Raw genomic sequence first — 17,001 nt, 5'->3', positions numbered from 1 at the left:
CCTCACCATTATTCTTTATAGAGCATTATCATATTCCTCAGATATTCCCGTTCATATGCCGTTCCGACACAGAGAAAGAGACATACATAAGGTGAGATGGAATTATGACTAAGTAGGTGATCTAACCTGTGCGATTCTACGTTCCAGAATGGGACGATGCTGTCGATGCTGGCTATGATTTCGAACACGACGAACTCTCTACTGTCGACCGTCAGGAGCGTGAGCTCAGCTACATCTGGGATATTTTTGAACACGATACCACTCCCATCGATGGGGTACTGATTTCGCGCGAACAAGTCGAAAGCTCGATCCGGAAATCTCAACGATTGCGCAAGCACGGTGTCTACGATGACCCTGTTCTCTCTATCCCGGAATGGCTCCCGACAATCAGTGACTGCGGCGCGTGGGGGTACAAATCGCTCCCGTTTCCCCCTTACGACAATGCAGAGATGCTGGATTTCTATGAAGACCTGAAGGTCTCTGTTGGTGTCACTATCGACCATCTTGTCTTAGGGTCTGGAAAAGACAAGGGGCGTCTCTATCTCGACAAACGCGCTTTCGGTGGCGGGTTTTCGAAGTCTGACATCCCAGACAGCATAACCGATGTCGTCGATTTGATGATCGATGAGTGGCCCGATGAGTGGCCGAGCTACGTCGATGAGTACGAACCAAGCATTCGCACAGATGCTGCTGTTACACCATTTACGCGGTCTGATTTCGAGGGCGACGTGGATGCTGTCCTCACTGAGTTAGCAGAGGATTCGCGTGCAGTTTATCGTGCTGACGATGCGGCATTCCGGTACGAACTCACGCTCGACAACGCCCAGGAGATGTACGAGCAGTACCACGCGGGCGACTATTCGTTCCGCTTGATGGTCGCTATCCAGGGTTGGGACCCAGAATCCTACGTCGAAGCCCTCGAGTACGTCCTCGGAATCGGATACGACTACGTGGGAATCGGTGGTGTCGCGGGCAGTCCAATCCACGACGTCCGAAAGATCGTCAAAAACGTCGGGAAATCCGTCAAGGAGTTCGAACGCGAACACACCCGACGTATCGATACACACGTCTTCGGGTTTGCGAAGACGGAGGGATTCGATACTGTTGGCCGCTCGGGAATGACGAGTTTCGACAGTGCGAGTATGCTCCGTTCCGCGTGGACTGGCGGCGACAACTATCGGCTCGACCACGACGAACGCTACGATGCAATTCGTGTTCGGTACCCCTCGAATCGTGATTCGTTAGACGAGTCCGTTCAGAAGTCGCTACGTGGGAGAGAAACGCTCGTTGCGTTGCGAGCGTACGACGCTGAGGGGTCTCTTACGGACGCGGTCCACGAATGGCATGAGCTGGCTGCTACTGTCCTCCCGAAAACCCGGGAGTACCTCCGTGAACACCGCCACGACAGTCGGTACGACCAGTCGCTTCTCCAGGACATCGAAGCAACCCTTCGAGATGACTTCGAATACGCTCGCGAACTGCAGGCCAGTTTCAGCGATGCCCTACGAGGGAAGATCGTCAAACTCCTGCGGAAGGACAGCTCAGAAGACCCACTCCCGTTCTCTGAGTACGAAGACCTGCTGAACACTGCTGAAGATGAGTTTGCGACTTTCCCGCGAACGCCCGCGATCATCGACGGAGCAGACTCGACGCCATACGACGAGATTTGGGCTGTCGTCGAGGACTATGCCACCTGGATTGGTGATGACGATCTGTTAGAGGACTATCAGCGGACGCTCGCTAACCGCCCGTGGGAAAAATGCGAATGCCCGATCTGTGAGGAGCACGGAATCGAGGTCTGTATCTTCCGAGGAAATGACCGAAACCGGCGTCGTGGATTCCACAACACACGTCGCTTCTACGACGAGTTCGACGACGCGATTCCGAAAATTCTCATCGCGGTTCGAGGTTCGGCAGGCCTCAGCAATTACGACACTATCGAGGAGTACCTCCGAAGCGAAGAACCCGAATTCTGGCAACAGGTCCACGATCTCCCTGTAGCCGAAATCGGTGTCTTCGACGCTAGTGGCGTCACTGAGTGGTGGGAGGAGACCAACTCCAGTGTCTCGTTTTCGACAACTCGAACGGCAGACAATCTGGGAGAGCAGTCGAAGCGGTACCAACACCTCTTCCTCGTCACACCAGACGGTGACGTAGACCCTGCACTCGCCGAGGGAGTCGAATCCTCCAACTGCGAGCTACACACGTTTTCCGATTCTGCTGTGCTCCGCAGAGACGTCCTCGAAGCGTGTGGCGAGGATTACGTCGTTGGTGACGATTTCATCCCGCACGCTCCCGAGGCGAATCCTGCTGACGGACTCAACATCCTCGTTGTCGACCAGTGTTCGGGCAGTAAGGAGTTCCCGGATGGGGCGCCCGTATTCGACGCAGAGGAGACGCTCAAATTCTCGCGAGAGGAACTGTTAGATAGGGAGAATGTTCCCGGTATCGCAGCATCTGACCTGTATACTGGCCGTCAACAGAACTACGTCCGCGAAGCAGTCAGAAAACTGAGAGATGGCGGCCACCAAGTATCACGCTACTTCATCAGCGCTGGCTTCGGATTAGTTCCAGAGAACGAACCGCTACCACCGTACGAAGTGACGTTCAGTTCGATGAAGGTTGCCGAAATCCGTGACCGTTCCTCGAAACTGCATATCCGGTCAGATCTCGAAAAAGTCTTCGACGAAGGCAACTTCGATGTCGTGTTCTTCACGCTGGGGAAGGACTACTACAACAGCATCGATATCGACTCGATGATACAGCGAATCCGTGCAGACCAGATTGGCGTCGTGTTCAATCGGGAGATTGTCGACGAACAATTCGACAATATCGTGTCTGTCCCCGCCCGGACTGATGACGCCAAAAACCATGGTACAATCGTCGTCGGCTTGAAGGGAGTTTACCTCAAAAACTTCGCACGACGTGTCGAGAATATTGAACTACTAAACCCCGGACTTATCGAAACACTATGTCGGGAAGTCGATGAAGACCCGACACAAGTTGAGCTCAAACAGTATTAATTAACGTACAGTCTTTTTTCTTTCACCTTCTGACTTTTCGTGGACATTTTCTAAGTATGTTAACAGCCTACACGGGCGGGAGGTATGCTATACAGACGTCGGACAATTGACCTCCCTCACGGGAAACTAAACACACCTGTCTTTTTCCCGGTCCGGAATATCGGGAAACGGTCAAGTGACAACACACCATCGTATGTGGGGTCCATACCGGATTTACCGGTGGCGATGATCAATACACGGGCAATTCGTAATCGCACACCGATGTGGGATCGGTTACTGAACGGTGTTACACTCCGCGAGGAGATGGGCGTTCCTGAAGATACAATCGTGTTTGCGGATAGCGGTGGATTCGACTTCAGTTCAGGTGAAGTCGACACTACCCCCAAAAAAACACTTGAGGCACAACGTCAACTCGATGCGGACATTTACGGTACGGTTGATGTCCCACTTTCACGAGAAAAACGTGCGGCAGAAAACCAGCGCCGTGTCAACCAAAGTATCGAATATGCGCTCGAAGCAAGTGACCAGCACTCTGGCGAGGCGTTGTTATTCGCGAGTGTTCACGGGTACGATCCGGAGACCGTTCGCAATTGCATCGCTCATCTAGAGAAGTTCGGTGATTTCGATGGCTATGCCCTCGGGAGCATGGTTCCAATACGGTCAGATTACAAAAAAGTAACAAAACTGATATTATCAGCGCGAACCGCCACCGACAAACACCTCCACGTGTACGGGCTTGGTGGTCTCGTCTATCAACCACTTCTTCTCTATCTCGGCGTCGATAGTTTCGATTCATCCGCTTTCATTCGAGGAGCAGGCAATCGGAATTACCTGATACCAGGTTTTGGTGGAGAAGAATTACAGGACATAGAACAGTTGGAGCGACTCCCGTGTCCATGCCCAGTCTGTGGTACTCGAACACTGGACGACATTCGTGAAGATCGCTCTGCTCTCGTTCAACACAACCTCTGGGCGTTGGCAACGGAATTACGCCGATTCCAATACGTTGCTGAATCCGGGCGGAACATTGAGGATTACCTAGACCTTCGGTTCCAGGGCAATGAGGTGACGAGTCGCGCATACCAGACCGCAAAACAGCAGGTTCGGAGGCTCACATGAGCGATGAGCGACCGACTATCCGTCCTGTTACGCTGAGTCGACTCGTGGAGCTCACGTACGCATGTGAAGACGAATACAGGTCAACAGCAGAACTGGCTGAAGCACTCGATGTAAATCATCGGAGAGCGCGAGAGACGATCCTCGAAGCGACACGGGTTTCACTGTTATCAGAGAGTGAAGATGGTGACGAGTTCGTCTACACGACTACGGGCATCGGAAAGTCGTTCTTGGACTCTATCCGTGCCGAAAACTGGAGGAAAGTCAGCTCGATTCTCGCTGCCCGAAGTCCTCACTACGGTGCATTCCTCCAAGCGCTTGAAGAAATTGGATATGCTGACCTCGACACACTCTTAGAACACCTTGAGAAGACACAGGAGTATACGCCATATTCATTCAACCAGACTGGTATCGAGATCGTTGGTGATTGGGCTGAACGGCTTGGAAGTGTGCAGCGGAATGCCTTCTCTGGGGACTACTACCTCTCGAACGAGACTGAAATCCCGAGCAACTTTCACTTCATCCTATTAGACACCTATGACAACCTCGAACAAACAGCGGGGGTCAACTTGCGTCAACGGTACCTCTCGATTCCACGACTCCGAGAGAATATCTGCGAACGAATTGGGTGTCGGAGACGAGATTTCGACGAAGCGGTGCTTGAGCTTTGCCAGCAGAACGTTGGTAAAATCGAGCTCTCTGGCGCACCGATGGACACGGCCGCGAAGGATGCAACGCTCGGAATCAAACAAATTGAACTCGCTGACGAAGGCTCGCTAATCACGACTTCGCAGTCGACTCAGCGAGTCATGGCAGGCGTCGAATTGTACGGTAAGAAATACTACTACCTCGCGGTCCACGACCGCGACATCACGTTTGAACAAGAGACACACTAATGTCCAGTAACTTCAACATCACAGACCAGCAGCGCGATTACTCAAAATACGGCCTCAGCGGAAACCCCTTCCCGTATAGTCCAGTCCCAGCCGAAAACCCTGAGATATTCTGTGGACAGAGCCATGTTTCAGAGAAGATTAGCTCGACGGTTTCGACGGTACTGTCGACTGGCAAGTCGAAGCACCTCGTCGTCACAGGAAAGTATGGGAATGGGAAGTCGCATACGCTGAAATACACACGCTCACTGCTTCGTGACCACGACGACGTGATTGTAGGCTATGTTGCCCAACCGGGAGAGGGCTTCCTCGATATCTATCACGAGTTCGTCTACGATCTCGGGTTCAGTCATTTACAGAACTTGTCGTACGAGTACCTGGCTTCAATCACTCGAGAATGCACTGATGAGTCACCAGAAGGTGCCGCAGAGATGCGGTCACTCATCGACGAAGGAGACGTCTTACTCCCAGAAATCATTCCAGAGGCAATCAGGGAATTAAGCGACATCACGAAATTCGCTGACTTTGCTCGGGCGATTGTCCACATGATATACGAAGATACCAACCTCTATGCGTGGCAGTGGCTTACGGCCGAAGGGATTCGGTACGAGCAACGCAAAGAGATGGAGATTCACAGTGCACTCGACGATGATACCATGGGTGTCAGGGCTTTTACTGCATTGAAGAATATGCTCCTTGACCTCGGGTATACCGCTGTGTTTGTCTTCGTAGACGAGTTCGAGAGTATCGCACGTCTCTCTCCGAAGTACGAGCAGGCGACGCTCAACAGCGTCCGACATCTCATGGACCAGAATAGCTCTGGACTTTGCCTACTCTTTGGTTGTGCACCAGAAGTGTGGCAGGACGTCATGAGCGAATATCACGCATTCAGCGAACGTATCGGTCAAGAGGTGACATTGAAGCCGCTAACTAGCGACCATCTATACAATCTTATTCATGATTACCTCGCCTTAGAACGTCTATCTGCGGAAGAGGAGACTGACCTTCGACCATTTACTGAAGAGAGTTTGAATGTGATTCTCCAACGATCTCAAGGGAATGTTCGCCAAATCTTAGCGCTCTGCAGTCGACTCCTTGACGACGCGGTGGATGCTGATTACGATGTCATCTCTACGGAGGTTGTTGAGGAGGCCTTCTAAGAGTCGGAAGCATGTTTCTTATTCAACTGTCACTCTGACCAATGTCCAGGTGGTCTCGTTGAAACCTCTGTAAGCGTTTAACTAGAAACACGACGAGAAAACCAATCTCCAAATATTTCAGTAGAGTCAGAAATGTCAAGAAGTACGCGCAGACGGATTAGTGTCTGTATGTTGGTCGTTCCTCGTATTCGATTGGGTCACGAACGCCAATCCGTTGGAATGCTTGGAGGCGGAACGCACAAGAATCACACGTGCCACAGGCGGGAGCCTCTTCCCGGTAGCACGACCAGGTGTGATTGTACGGAACACCCAGCTCGATACCTCTCTCGGCAATTTGTGTCTTCGACCATTCGACGAACGGCGCTTCTAGTGTAATGTCAGTCTCGGGTTTCGTGCCAGCGTCGATGACCTGCTGGAAGGCTTCGAAAAACGATGGTCGACAATCAGGGTACCCCGAAAAGTCCTCAGAGTGAGCACCGATGAAGATAGCCGAAGCATCCTGTGACTCAGCGAAGGAGGTTGCCATCGATAATAAGTTGGCGTTCCTGAAGGGGATGTATGAACTGGGGATGTCTTTGCTCTCCATGTCGGCATCGGCTACTTCGATACTCTCATCGGTGAGTGAGGAGGCACCGATGTGTTTGAGGTGTTCTGTCTCGACACGGAGGAACTCATCCGGTCCGACTACCTCCGCGAGTCGCTGGGCTGATTCGAACTCTTTGTTTTCGGTGCGCTGACCGTAGGACGTGTGGAGGAATAGTGGGTCGTATCCACGCTCCATCGCTTCGTACACCGCTGTTGCACTGTCCATCCCTCCAGATACCAGTATGACTGCTCTTTCGTTAGTGTTCGTCTTCTCGCTTTCATTCATTGTCGTGTACTCCGGTCTATTGTTCGTTCGAACTGCCGCACAACACCATTGGTGACATTTCCGACGATGGCTCGAGTCGTCGTTTCAGTCTCCCGTTCGACACCGCGCATCGCCTCACAGAGGTGCGTCGCCGTTATCTCTACGATGACGCCCTCGGCACCGACCTCCTCATTGAGTCCCACGGCAATGTCCTGGGTCAATGACTCCTGAACCGTGAGTCGCCGTGACTGCCAGCGAACGTATCGTGAGAGTTTCGAAAGGCCGACCACTCGCTCGTCAGGAATGTAGGCTACATGGGCAACACCGTGGTAGGGAAGAAGGTGATGCTCACAGAGACTGTAGAGGGGGATGCTCGTCTTGACCACAGCTGACGACTCTTTGGTTGGGAACGTCCGCATTGTTGGTTTCTCCTCCTCGTGATACCCCTCGGTCAGCGTCTCGAAGGTCTGAGGGACGCGTCGCTTCCACGTGTCTTCGAGGCCCACTCCCTCTGGGTTGGCACCGATTGCTTCGAGGAGAAGCCTCACCCCTTTTGTGCCTTCTCCCAATCGATCTTGACTTCGGTGCTATTCGGCTGGTCGATCTCACCGTTGGTTTTTCTGTTCATGATTAAGTTCCCGGTGCGTCGTCCCACAGGTCTACGTGGAGTCGTGGGGTGTAGCGGTATCCGTACTCTAGTGCCAGTTTAGCAGTCAAACCACGCGTCTCGGCCAACCGCTCGCGGGTCATTCCCTCAGGCATCAATAGGACGTCCTCATTTCTGACCGGAACGCTACTCACTCCACGGAGTTCCCCGACGAGTGTCTGAGCTTCCTTGACGTCTGCTTCGTTTGTCACGACGAATTTCAGTTGGAAGTCGTACGATTCTACCAGCGAACCTAAAACATCATAGTCTAGTCTTGTCTCTTCGTGCTGGTATTCCCAGACACCGACGTCAGCGCCGCCACCAGCAGGAGGACGCCCCTTCGTTGGTGTTGATGAGGAAAGCTTCGGGCTGATAGACACGAGATTGATGGGAGCATCAAGATAAACAGTGCCGTTTGTCTCAACAGTAGTGTGGTACCCTCGATTACGCAGTTCTGAGAGGAGCACGGTAACGTTCTCGTGTATCATCGGCTCCCCACCGGTGACGACGACGTGATTTGAGGCGAAGTTCTCTACTTTCGACACAACCTCGTCAAGATTCAACCACCCGTGAGTAGGCTCCCACGAGGTGTGATACGAATCGCAGAACCAACACCTGAGGTTACATCCGGATGTACGGACAAACGTGCTCGGGATACCTGCGAGCTTGCCTTCTCCCTGGAGTGAGTGGAAGATTTCGTTGATTGGGAGAGCACCGTCGTCGTGCTGCGGTTGAGAATCAAGTGAATTAGCGTCTGAATTAACCGACACGGTCAGAGGACAGCACAGAGTTCGTTCGTCTCGGCAACTTCTACGGAGACGTCCGAAATGTTGTCCGGTAGCGACTCAAGCAACCGTCTTTCGAGTACAACAGCCATTACCTCTGCTGTCGGAGGATAATCGAGCACGACGACGGCGTCATCATCTCCTGACTGAGCAAATGCCTCAATGAGTGGATCTCCCTCCTCCAGAAGGAAGCGGTGGTCCCACTCGTCGATGATACTCGTGACCTCTCCCTTGTCGACAACCCATCCTTCTTCTGTTAGGGTTCCCGTGACTGTGACCGATATCTCGTAGTTGTGCCCGTGTGGTCGAGAACACTTCCCCTCATGGTGGAGAAGCCTGTGGCCCGAACTGATTCGAATAGGGCGGTCTCGTCCGACGTGGAGTGTTCGTTCACCAGCGTCCGATAGCACAGTTTCACTGGGTCGAGATTCTCCCAATGTGATTCGAGCCATACCGAGGTATTATCTCAAGGCTACAAAAAGGTGTTCCGCAGACTGAAAGTAAACCAATTCTCTTCTCTCTCATCTATCTTCCGTCCATGGGTTACCCTCGGGAGTCTCGATGATCTGTCAGGGGGTAAATTAATTACAGTCAGCGCGTGTGAGTCTATTCAATCTGAGATGCACACGTATTCAGTTGACGAGGGCCGATTTCTGTACATTGGGTACATGGGGATGTTCGCGCTACTTCTCGCTCTCATATTGAACCCCGTTCTTAATTCGACCGTTGTTCCCACCTTCGCTGGATACCTTCCGAACACGCTTGGTGCTGCACTGGCCGAAAACACCATTATGATCACAGCCACTCTCGCGTTCACTTTACTCTACACTGGACACAACGTCTTCTTCTGGCGTTTGTTATCTCTGATGAGTAAAGGTGAGGAATTGCCCGATTTACAGGGGGTCTGGGTTCGGTCTGTCGCGATTCTTCCGAACCTTCTGGGGTGGAATACGACGAGGATCTTGTTGGTGCACTCGAGAATGCTCCGCATTTGATCATCTCTCAAAGCTGGACACAGATGGGAATCGCGTACATTGATCTGGACAGTGAGTATTGGCGCAGTGATTCTGCATCGATCATTCGAGGTGATGCACCAAATTCAGAGCTTGTGTGTACATTCCAATCCGAGAGCTATGACAATCTCCCAGTTGATTTTGACCGCGGGACCATGCGTGTCCGACACTTTGAGTCTGAAGGGCGTGATCAGTTAATTGGGTACCTCTACACAGATTCCTCAAACCGCCGTGAGAAGGTAACCTTCGTGCGTAAACATTCCTCGTTTTTCGCACCGGAGATTACTGTCGAAGACAGTCCTGACGCTTTAAAAAAATAGCAGTGCGCGCGGAGTAACTGTTCAAATTATCTACGTCGTTGACACTCAGTGGGTATTTCGCAGCCTTCAGCGGATCCTGTCTAAGAGGTCACCCATCGCTTCTGCATCTAACTTCGCTTCAGACAGCCATTGCGACAGTTGCGACCGGCCATACAAACGGACTCCTGATTTCTCGGCTGCCTCGATTGCACTCTCCGTGTATCTCGAAGTGGTCACCACTGCGGACTTGTCAATTGAATACTCCAGGTCAAGGACTTTTGATCCCGTGAAGATTTCTTGGACAGCACTATTCCCGACTGGATTGTCCTTATTGTATGCCTTTGCTTGGATCCCGATGGTCTCCGTGTCGCGGAACCAAACAACGTCGACACCCTGATCGCCTGATGCCTTTGTGACGGTTGCGCTTCCCTCAATACGGCTGAGGACCTCGGCCAGAATGTGTTCGAATTCATGACCGGACACAAGCTCCAGGTCGGTCAGATCCATATAACGTGGAGCACGCGAGTTCTGTGTGAAAGAAACGTTCTCGAATTGTGCAAGACGCTCTCGTTCTTTGTTGAGTATTGCCTCTGCCCGCTTCTGTGGCACATCTCTCCCCCAGACGTGCTTGATAACCGCGCTTGCCTGGTCTTTAGTTGGGGCGTCTGTCGCTTCAAGGAATTCTGCAAGTGAATTGGTGTCGGCTACCGTCTTCTCGAGAGTGTCTTGATCGCTCATTAGATTCCTCCCAAGAGTTGCTTCAGCAGTCCTGCACTCTGTCGGTGGGCTTCCTCACCAGTTTTGATATCGTACACGATTAGTTTATTCCGGCCGAGAAGTTGCTTACCAAGAATTACCATGTATGCGTCGTTTGCCCCGGCTTTGACAGACCGGTATTCTTTCGAGACCACCGTTGGGATGTGGTCTTCGTCCACCTCACCGAGTGAATTACAAGCTGAGCACTGTCCATTCGTCAGGTTCGTTTCGCGATATTCTATTGTACAGGTACTGCAGGCTGCCCGATGGTTTTCACAGACGTGACCTGAGCCAAGCGTTGTCGAATCTCTGTGTGTCGCACACAGGACTTCTCCACCTACAGAACAGTGCTCTGTGTGATGGTCGCAGAACCCTCGTGGCTCAGCCACTGAGTGTGCGAGACAGACCTCACAGTACTCGACGTGGTCATCACAGACTGTCTCGTCACAAGTCGCGCAAGATGCAGTGTGATCTTCACAGAGGAGGTCGCCACACGTGTCGCAAGTTTCGAGATGTGCTTCACACCGGACTGACCCGCATTGAGCACACGAATCTGTGTGAGTATCACAGTGATAGTCGTCACACTCTGAGCACAGTTCGAGATGGGTGTCGCAATGGAACGAGCCACAGGTCGTGCATTCTTCACCACACAGATGGCACGTAGCCTGTCCACAGGAATCACAAATATCTGTGTGGTCACTGCACACGGCCGATTCACACGTCAGACAGACTTCAACACAACTCTGACAGACGTCTTCCAAGCAGACCGTACAGTTATCGAGTGTAGCGGTTGTGTCACAGTCATCACAGTAGGCTAAGTCGCAGTTTCGGCAGCTATTCGAACACGGGTCACCGACCAGGTGCCCGTTCGAACACAATCGTGGGAGGACTCCCTCAGTGAGGTCTCTCGAGCAGACTTCACAGTCGAGCCCATGATACTCGTCTGTTGCAGGATGGTATGTGACTTCAGCTTGGGTTTGTACCTGACTGGATTGAATATCCAGCGTGAGTGTTCCACGGACGTACGTAATCTCAGTCACACCAACGAGGGAGACGTCAACCTTGACCTCATTCCGGTCTATCACCTCGTCGATTTCAGTTGCCTCCTCCTCGTCGAGTTCCCGCTTCTTTTTTTCGACCGTCTTCTTCAGTTGTTCCAGATTCCTTTCTGCCTCGCGTTTGTTGTTAATGTATTTCCGGCGTGTGCTGTCTTTGCGTGCCTTTCGGTACTTTTTGTTCCATTTTCGAATCTCTTCGACTTGGGACGTAATTTGCTCGTCGAGTTCCGATTGACGCTGTTCGTACCACGACCGAATTTCGTCAATCCGCTCCGTTGCACTGTCATCTGCTTCGGTTTGAATCTCAGAGATGATTGGCCGGGATCGATTAATAACTGCTTGCTGAGCCTTGCTAAATGATTCTTGGACCGCAGCTTCTGAGACGCTTCTGCGCTCTCCTTCGTTGTTTTGCTGGAGTAATTGTGGTAGGTGTGATGTGAGCCTCGCAGTGAGGTCTGGCAGGCGAGCCTGTGTCTGTGGATCAATTGTTACGGAGAACATCTCTTCGCTGTGGAAGGATGCAGGCGTCTCAAATTGGACTCGGAAGTGGAATGTGAGTGCGAAGTCAGAGTCGTTCTTTTGGAACTCTGTGATATCGACACCCAAGTTAGATGGTTCAAAGACGTCCGGTGGGTTAATCTGGAGATTGTCTTCTGTGAGTCGGAGTCGACCTAGGCTTGCCGGCTTCTGAACTAAGTCAAGGAGTGCAGAAAACACGCGTGTCCCGGGCTGGACGAGTAAATCCCCCTCTCCAAGGGTCTTGTCTGCAGGGTCAAACACCAACGTCCCCTGCTGTCGGTCAAGTTCTTGGGACAGCCCTGCTGGGAAATCGACCTGCCACTTTGCGCTGTTTGACCGGTCGAGAGAGGCTCCGTGTTCTTCGAGAACCGATTTCGTGAATCGTTTGATATTGACACTGTTTAAAATCGACGTGTCGACCTCTGACTTCATTTGCCACCTCCAGTCTCAAAGCCTTCGAACACCTGTTCGTTAAATTGCTGTGCCTGCTTTGCCGAGCGCATGTCGCTTTTCAGATCGACTGCCATATCTTCGAAATTGTTCTCAAGTTCTCGTTTCGATCCTGCATTTATCATCTGTTGGAGAACTTCTTGCTCGAACTGTCCACTGGACTGCTCGCGCTCGGAGAGGATCTCCTTGAGGCCACCGACAGTTTGGTGGAAAACGTCGATTTTCCCGTAGAGCTTGTCCAACACGTAATCTTCGACTGTTCCCTCTAACGCGAGATTGTACACGTACACGTCGCGATCCTGCCCAATCCGGTCAATCCGGCCTATCCGTTGTTCGACACTCATCGGATTCCATGGGAGGTCGTAATTCACGATGACGTTACAGAATTGGATGTTTCGACCTTCGCTAATCGAGTCTGTCGTCACGAGCACCCCACCACGGTCTCTGAAATGCCGGATCTGGGCGTCCTTTTGGTCACTTGAGAGCGACCCATTCACAACGTGAATTGGAATGTCTTCTTCCCCATCTTCATCATTCAACGCCGAAATTATCGCGTCTTGGGTCGCCCGAAATTGTGTAAATACGATCGCTCGCCCTGTCTCCATCCGGTCATTTACGCTCCGGATAATCTCCAAGAGCTTTTGTTGCTTAGTTGTCCGACTGATTTCACGGGCTAGTTTTGCAACAGAAAGTAACTCCTCTCTCTCTTTTCCTACGACGGCTTTCCCCTCTCCATCGAGCCACTTTTCGACTGTCTTGAGCACAGCCCATGGCGAACTCACCACCTCTTTTTGCAACATCAGCATGACGAGGTGTTGGCCTCCTTGTTTCGAGTAATAGTTCTTGACGTAGTTGGTGACCGCCTCGTAGAGGGCCCGCTCTTGCTTGTTGGGTTTGAAAGTTTTCGTCCGGACTTGACGGTCTGTAAAGTCGATTGCTGTGTCGCCCCGCTTGTGCCGGATCATCACAGACCGAAGCTCTCTGTTCAGTTGAGCGGAGTTCTGGACGCCATCCGGATTCTTCTCAGGAACATATCGCCGTTCGAACTCAGACTCGGTCCCGAACAAGCCAGGTCGGATTAGATTGACAATGTTGTACAGGTCTTTGACGTTGTTCTGAACGGGCGTTGCCGTTGCGAAGAATGCATACTGATACTCGATGTCTTCGACGAAGTCGTATCGGTTGGTTCCTTGATTTCGAAGGTAGTGTACTTCGTCGATAATTAGTGCATCCCACTTGCGTCTGTGGATCTCCTCAGCGTACGAGTCCCGTTTTGCAGTATCGATACTTGCGATTACCTTGTCGTACGCATCGAAACCCTCGAATCCATCGTCATAGTTACACGCGAACTCTAAGCCAAACTTTTCTCGCATCTCCTTTTGCCACTGCGTCGCGAGTTGTGCGGGGGTTAGAATGAGGAATGTTTCATGTGCCTCTCGGAACACCATCTCTTTGAGAACCATCCCAACCTCGATGGTCTTTCCCAACCCAACTTCGTCTGCGAAGAGAGCCTGCCCATTCATCTGGAATAATGCACGGTGTGCTGCATCCAACTGATGTTCGAGGAGCTGGATTTTGTCCGCGATTTCTTTTGTCGATTGGAGTTCCTGTTGGCTCTGTGCGATAGCTAGACGGGTTGCTTCAATGCTCAAAAGATGGCTTGATAGGTCGTTGTTGACCGTTCCGCCGATCTGAGTCAAAACGTCTGGAGAATCTTCTAAATTAAAATGAGTGTCTACAAGTGACTGATCTTCTGTCGCCATTCGATTGAAACCAGAATATCAATTGACACTGATATAATTTGTGACGAACTTATTTCAATTGATATTTAGAAGTGTAGGTCGATATCTGTTTTCTGTCGATTCCAACCATCTTTGTGATTTCATTTGATGTGGTATCCCCTGCAACGATAGCTTTGAGAATTGCGAAGTATCGATTCGGCTTAGTTAACTCAATTTGGAGGACGTACTCGGGTTCGTTATGAAAATGTAAATGACATGGGGGGAAGGATTCTAAAATCACGGTTCCGAGGTCGTGATCAAGATTGATGCATCGAGATAGTATGGAACACGTTTATCCCGCAGTAGGATTCCAATCGGGGGAGCGGTCACATTAATTCGAGGAGGAAGCCCACGACTTCAGTCGTGGATAACTGACGGCAACGGTATAGAGGTGGGGCAACGAGCGCAGACCATTTTCACATATTTGAAAATGGTTATTGCTACGGGTATCCTCGTGACTCTAATGAATCCTTTCGACCAATTTTCGCACACGGAGCATGACCAGTTGGATCCCTTCAAAACAATGGGGGTACTTGATCATGTGGGCCGGAAGAACATCATCGGAACGATCGTTGGGCACCCGAAAGATGCGCCAAGCCGGAAAGAAATCAAATACTACAACCCCGGCATTTCCGAGGCAACTCTGAGTCGACACTTAGTGAGGCTCGAGGAGTGCGGCCTCATTGACTCAGCGTCAAAACAACGAGAGGGACTGAACCGCGGTGACTCCTATCGATACTATCGACTTACTGAGGAGGCCCGAGAGTTGTTCGACCAACTCAATGTGTTCGGGCCAGTGCCTTACAAGAATCTGCTTGAGCAAGTCGAACGATCCGAAGAAATCCGAGCGGCTGAGAACGCCGAGAGACCCTCGTTCTAGGTGGGTTCAGTGGTTACTCCTGTTGCTCGTCACCAAACTGACCGTGTACCCAATCAATCGTGATATCTGAGACTGACTGGTGCATATTCTCGAATGCTGGTCCTGGTTTCACTGCTGAATCGTCGTACTCAATGATGCCATGAGCACTGAGCTTGCTGGCATGGTTTTTGAGCTTCTGCCGGATGTCATTTGTGTGTGCTGTCTTGTTGTGGTCACGTTTTGGCTCAAGTATCGCGATAATTGTCGCGAGCTCATCGAGCGTCAGTCCTGAGGGATGCACTGCAACGAGGCCGACGATGAGGCGGCGGCGTTCCTCACAAAACAACTCGAAGATAGCGTCGAGTTCTGGCTCGACTTCACGAGCGGATAGAGCGCTTACGTTGTGGCTTTCTTCGCTCACTGTGGTACCTTTGATAGTGCGTCAAAGGTGGTTTTGAGTGCAGTACGCTTTTCTAGAGATATCTCTATGTATTTCATGGGTGTTGTCGCTGACAGCCCCGAGCACTCGTGGTTCCAGCACGGGTGCTCTCGTTTTGAGAGCGACTGTGCTCGGTTCTGCCGTACCTATACTGTATATCGATATCTAGATAAAATGAACGACCACGAATGAATCCACAGAAAAATCAAGGCGGTGCCCTGAGGCAATTTACGCTGGGCAGCGGGTGGAGCTGCTGCGCACATGACTCAGAGTGAGAATGGGAGTCGAGCAACCCAAAGATTTGAGTCCGATATGCAGTGACTGCATTACGACGTAAATTGAATTGGTTATTGTTGAGTGCTCCTGATCCATCTTTGGCTATTTTAGACTCAGAGAACCTGTGCACGGGCAACACCTAATGAATAATCATCTGTTGATGTAATCGTGTTCAACAAAGAGACCACACAAAACTCGAATACTGAACCACGACCGGTAAGCCTCCCCGCTAGTATTGAGCTACCGAAATACCGCGGCATTGTGGAAGAAACAGATTGGGTGACTGATTTCTCTGGCGTCGAAAAAAACTCTCGACTCACGGTGAAGTACGAACTAACGCCCGAAGGAAAACTCATGAAACTCGTTGCAACTGAAGAGTCAGTAGGCGACGCTGAAGACGTGTTTGAGCTTGAACGAACGGTTGATCATAATGATACGTCGCGTGTCCCCGTACTGATGCCCGAGTCCATTCGATTCTGGCCAGCAGACGACCCTGAAAACGTGTACGAAGGCCGCTTCTCAGCTGAGCACGTTCTGGTTGCAGTGCGGAGCTCCCAAGAGAATCAAACCCGGTGGTGCTGGCAACACAAACTTGCAGACGCAGCTGATGTCTCTCTGTATCAGGTGTTCAACCGAAGTGAGTTCGCTTTCGGATTGTGTGTCCTCCGAGAAATTGCCCGAACTGAAGGGACTTCGAAACGGTCTGTTGATTCACCCGAAGAGGAATTGGCACTCTACGACCACATCTTCGAAGCACTTGTGGGGTACGAAGTAGAATCTGCAAAACCCTCGAACTGACTGTCGGTTCTACCCAACGAGATTAGCGTCCAAGATGAGGAGTATCGTTACCCAAAAGGCCAACCACGAATCGTTACAGGTCTTGACTTTGTTCTTTGCAGGTGTGTACTGCAATCCGTTCTGTGAGACCGATTCGACCGCATACTTGGCATTCGTGTAGCCCCTCATTGAATAATTCATCGCACAGTGTTAGTGCTGCGTTGATGTGGTCTGTGACGACGGGTGAGTCACTCCGAGTCAGCGCCTGCGCGAGGTGTATTCGGAGTTGATTGTGAACTTC

General features: G+C 51.4%; 14 protein-coding genes and 1 pseudogene. 6 read left to right on the top strand and 9 right to left on the bottom strand.

From position 1 onward, the window contains the following. Nucleotides 1–128 precede the first annotated feature (128 nt). The 4 genes from GJR98_RS17175 (at nucleotide 129) to GJR98_RS17160 (ending at nucleotide 6,192) form a co-directional block, all read left to right on the top strand. Complete coding sequence (locus tag GJR98_RS17175) at nucleotides 129–3,023, top strand: queuine tRNA-ribosyltransferase tRNA-guanine transglycosylase (protein WP_151139968.1); 2,895 nt, start codon at nucleotides 129–131, stop codon at nucleotides 3,021–3,023. Nucleotides 3,024–3,107: 84 nt separating this feature from the next. Further along, entirely contained in the window at nucleotides 3,108–4,142 is a 1,035-nt protein-coding gene (locus GJR98_RS17170) for a tRNA-guanine transglycosylase (protein ID WP_151139967.1), read from the top strand. Then, entirely contained in the window at nucleotides 4,139–5,035 is an 897-nt protein-coding gene (locus tag GJR98_RS17165; protein WP_151139966.1) for a hypothetical protein, read from the top strand. The genes GJR98_RS17170 and GJR98_RS17165 overlap by 4 nt, the downstream gene beginning before the upstream one ends. Further along, complete coding sequence (locus GJR98_RS17160; RefSeq protein WP_151139965.1) at nucleotides 5,035–6,192, top strand: BREX system ATP-binding domain-containing protein; 1,158 nt, start codon at nucleotides 5,035–5,037, stop codon at nucleotides 6,190–6,192. Before GJR98_RS17165 ends, GJR98_RS17160 begins: the two co-directional genes overlap by 1 nt. Nucleotides 6,193–6,349: 157 nt before the next feature. On the opposite strand, the gene queC is transcribed toward GJR98_RS17160, so the two are convergent. The 8 genes and pseudogenes from queC to GJR98_RS17765 form a co-directional block, all read right to left on the bottom strand. After that, nucleotides 6,350–7,063, bottom strand: a complete 714-nt coding sequence (queC, locus tag GJR98_RS17155) for a 7-cyano-7-deazaguanine synthase QueC (RefSeq protein WP_151139964.1) — start codon at nucleotides 7,061–7,063, stop codon at nucleotides 6,350–6,352. Next, entirely contained in the window at nucleotides 7,060–7,590 is a 531-nt protein-coding gene (gene folE / locus GJR98_RS17150) for a GTP cyclohydrolase I (RefSeq protein WP_151139963.1), read from the bottom strand. Before folE ends, queC begins: the two co-directional genes overlap by 4 nt. 82 nt (nucleotides 7,591–7,672) lie before the next feature. Further along, nucleotides 7,673–8,458, bottom strand: coding sequence for a 7-carboxy-7-deazaguanine synthase QueE (locus tag GJR98_RS17145; RefSeq protein WP_151139962.1), 786 nt, complete (start codon nucleotides 8,456–8,458; stop codon nucleotides 7,673–7,675). Nucleotides 8,459–8,460: 2 nt separating this feature from the next. Further along, nucleotides 8,461–8,925: a 6-pyruvoyl trahydropterin synthase family protein gene (locus GJR98_RS17140; protein ID WP_151139961.1), complete on the bottom strand. Its 465-nt coding sequence runs from the start codon at nucleotides 8,923–8,925 to the stop codon at nucleotides 8,461–8,463. A gap of 947 nt (nucleotides 8,926–9,872) precedes the next feature. After that, nucleotides 9,873–10,523: a restriction endonuclease gene (locus GJR98_RS17135; protein ID WP_151139960.1), complete on the bottom strand. Its 651-nt coding sequence runs from the start codon at nucleotides 10,521–10,523 to the stop codon at nucleotides 9,873–9,875. Next, nucleotides 10,523–12,550, bottom strand: a complete 2,028-nt coding sequence (locus GJR98_RS17130) for a hypothetical protein (RefSeq protein ID WP_151139959.1) — start codon at nucleotides 12,548–12,550, stop codon at nucleotides 10,523–10,525. Before GJR98_RS17130 ends, GJR98_RS17135 begins: the two co-directional genes overlap by 1 nt. Further along, on the bottom strand, nucleotides 12,547–14,331 hold the full coding sequence (locus GJR98_RS17125) for a DEAD/DEAH box helicase (RefSeq protein ID WP_151139958.1): 1,785 nt from the start codon (nucleotides 14,329–14,331) through the stop codon (nucleotides 12,547–12,549). Before GJR98_RS17125 ends, GJR98_RS17130 begins: the two co-directional genes overlap by 4 nt. 58 nt (nucleotides 14,332–14,389) lie before the next feature. Further along, a pseudogene (locus GJR98_RS17765) lies at nucleotides 14,390–14,637 on the bottom strand (ATP-binding protein); the annotation flags it as partial. Nucleotides 14,638–14,812: 175 nt separating this feature from the next. On the opposite strand from GJR98_RS17765, the gene GJR98_RS17120 reads away from it, so the two are divergent. Beyond that, entirely contained in the window at nucleotides 14,813–15,229 is a 417-nt protein-coding gene (locus GJR98_RS17120; protein ID WP_151139957.1) for an ArsR/SmtB family transcription factor, read from the top strand. Between the two features lie 13 nt (nucleotides 15,230–15,242). Here the strand turns inward: GJR98_RS17120 and GJR98_RS17115 are convergent, their stop codons facing one another. Further along, nucleotides 15,243–15,629 (bottom strand): DUF7344 domain-containing protein, encoded by a 387-nt coding sequence (locus GJR98_RS17115; protein ID WP_151139956.1) that lies wholly within the window; start codon nucleotides 15,627–15,629, stop codon nucleotides 15,243–15,245. Nucleotides 15,630–16,091: 462 nt separating this feature from the next. Between GJR98_RS17115 and GJR98_RS17110 the strand changes: the two genes are divergently transcribed. Next, entirely contained in the window at nucleotides 16,092–16,721 is a 630-nt protein-coding gene (locus tag GJR98_RS17110) for a hypothetical protein (protein ID WP_151139955.1), read from the top strand. Nucleotides 16,722–17,001: the final 280 nt, after the last annotated feature.

Origin of the sequence: Haloferax marinisediminis (assembly GCF_009674585.1) — an archaeon.
Classification (GTDB): Archaea; Halobacteriota; Halobacteria; order Halobacteriales; family Haloferacaceae; genus Haloferax; species Haloferax marinisediminis.
This window is presented reverse-complemented; position numbering and strand designations above follow the sequence as displayed.

Excerpts from the sequence above, each read along its gene's own strand:
- GJR98_RS17170 (WP_151139967.1), top strand. The coding sequence starts at position 3,108 with ATGCTATACAGACGTCGGACAATTGACCTCCCTCACGGGAAACTAAAC.
- GJR98_RS17165 (WP_151139966.1), top strand. The coding sequence starts at position 4,139 with ATGAGCGATGAGCGACCGACTATCCGTCCTGTTACGCTGAGTCGACTC.
- GJR98_RS17160 (WP_151139965.1), top strand. The coding sequence starts at position 5,035 with ATGTCCAGTAACTTCAACATCACAGACCAGCAGCGCGATTACTCAAAA.
- queC (WP_151139964.1), bottom strand. The coding sequence starts at position 7,063 with ATGAATGAAAGCGAGAAGACGAACACTAACGAAAGAGCAGTCATACTG.
- GJR98_RS17140 (WP_151139961.1), bottom strand. The coding sequence starts at position 8,925 with ATGGCTCGAATCACATTGGGAGAATCTCGACCCAGTGAAACTGTGCTA.
- GJR98_RS17135 (WP_151139960.1), bottom strand. The coding sequence starts at position 10,523 with ATGAGCGATCAAGACACTCTCGAGAAGACGGTAGCCGACACCAATTCA.
- GJR98_RS17130 (WP_151139959.1), bottom strand. The coding sequence starts at position 12,550 with ATGAAGTCAGAGGTCGACACGTCGATTTTAAACAGTGTCAATATCAAA.
- GJR98_RS17125 (WP_151139958.1), bottom strand. The coding sequence starts at position 14,331 with ATGGCGACAGAAGATCAGTCACTTGTAGACACTCATTTTAATTTAGAA.
- GJR98_RS17120 (WP_151139957.1), top strand. The coding sequence starts at position 14,813 with ATGAATCCTTTCGACCAATTTTCGCACACGGAGCATGACCAGTTGGAT.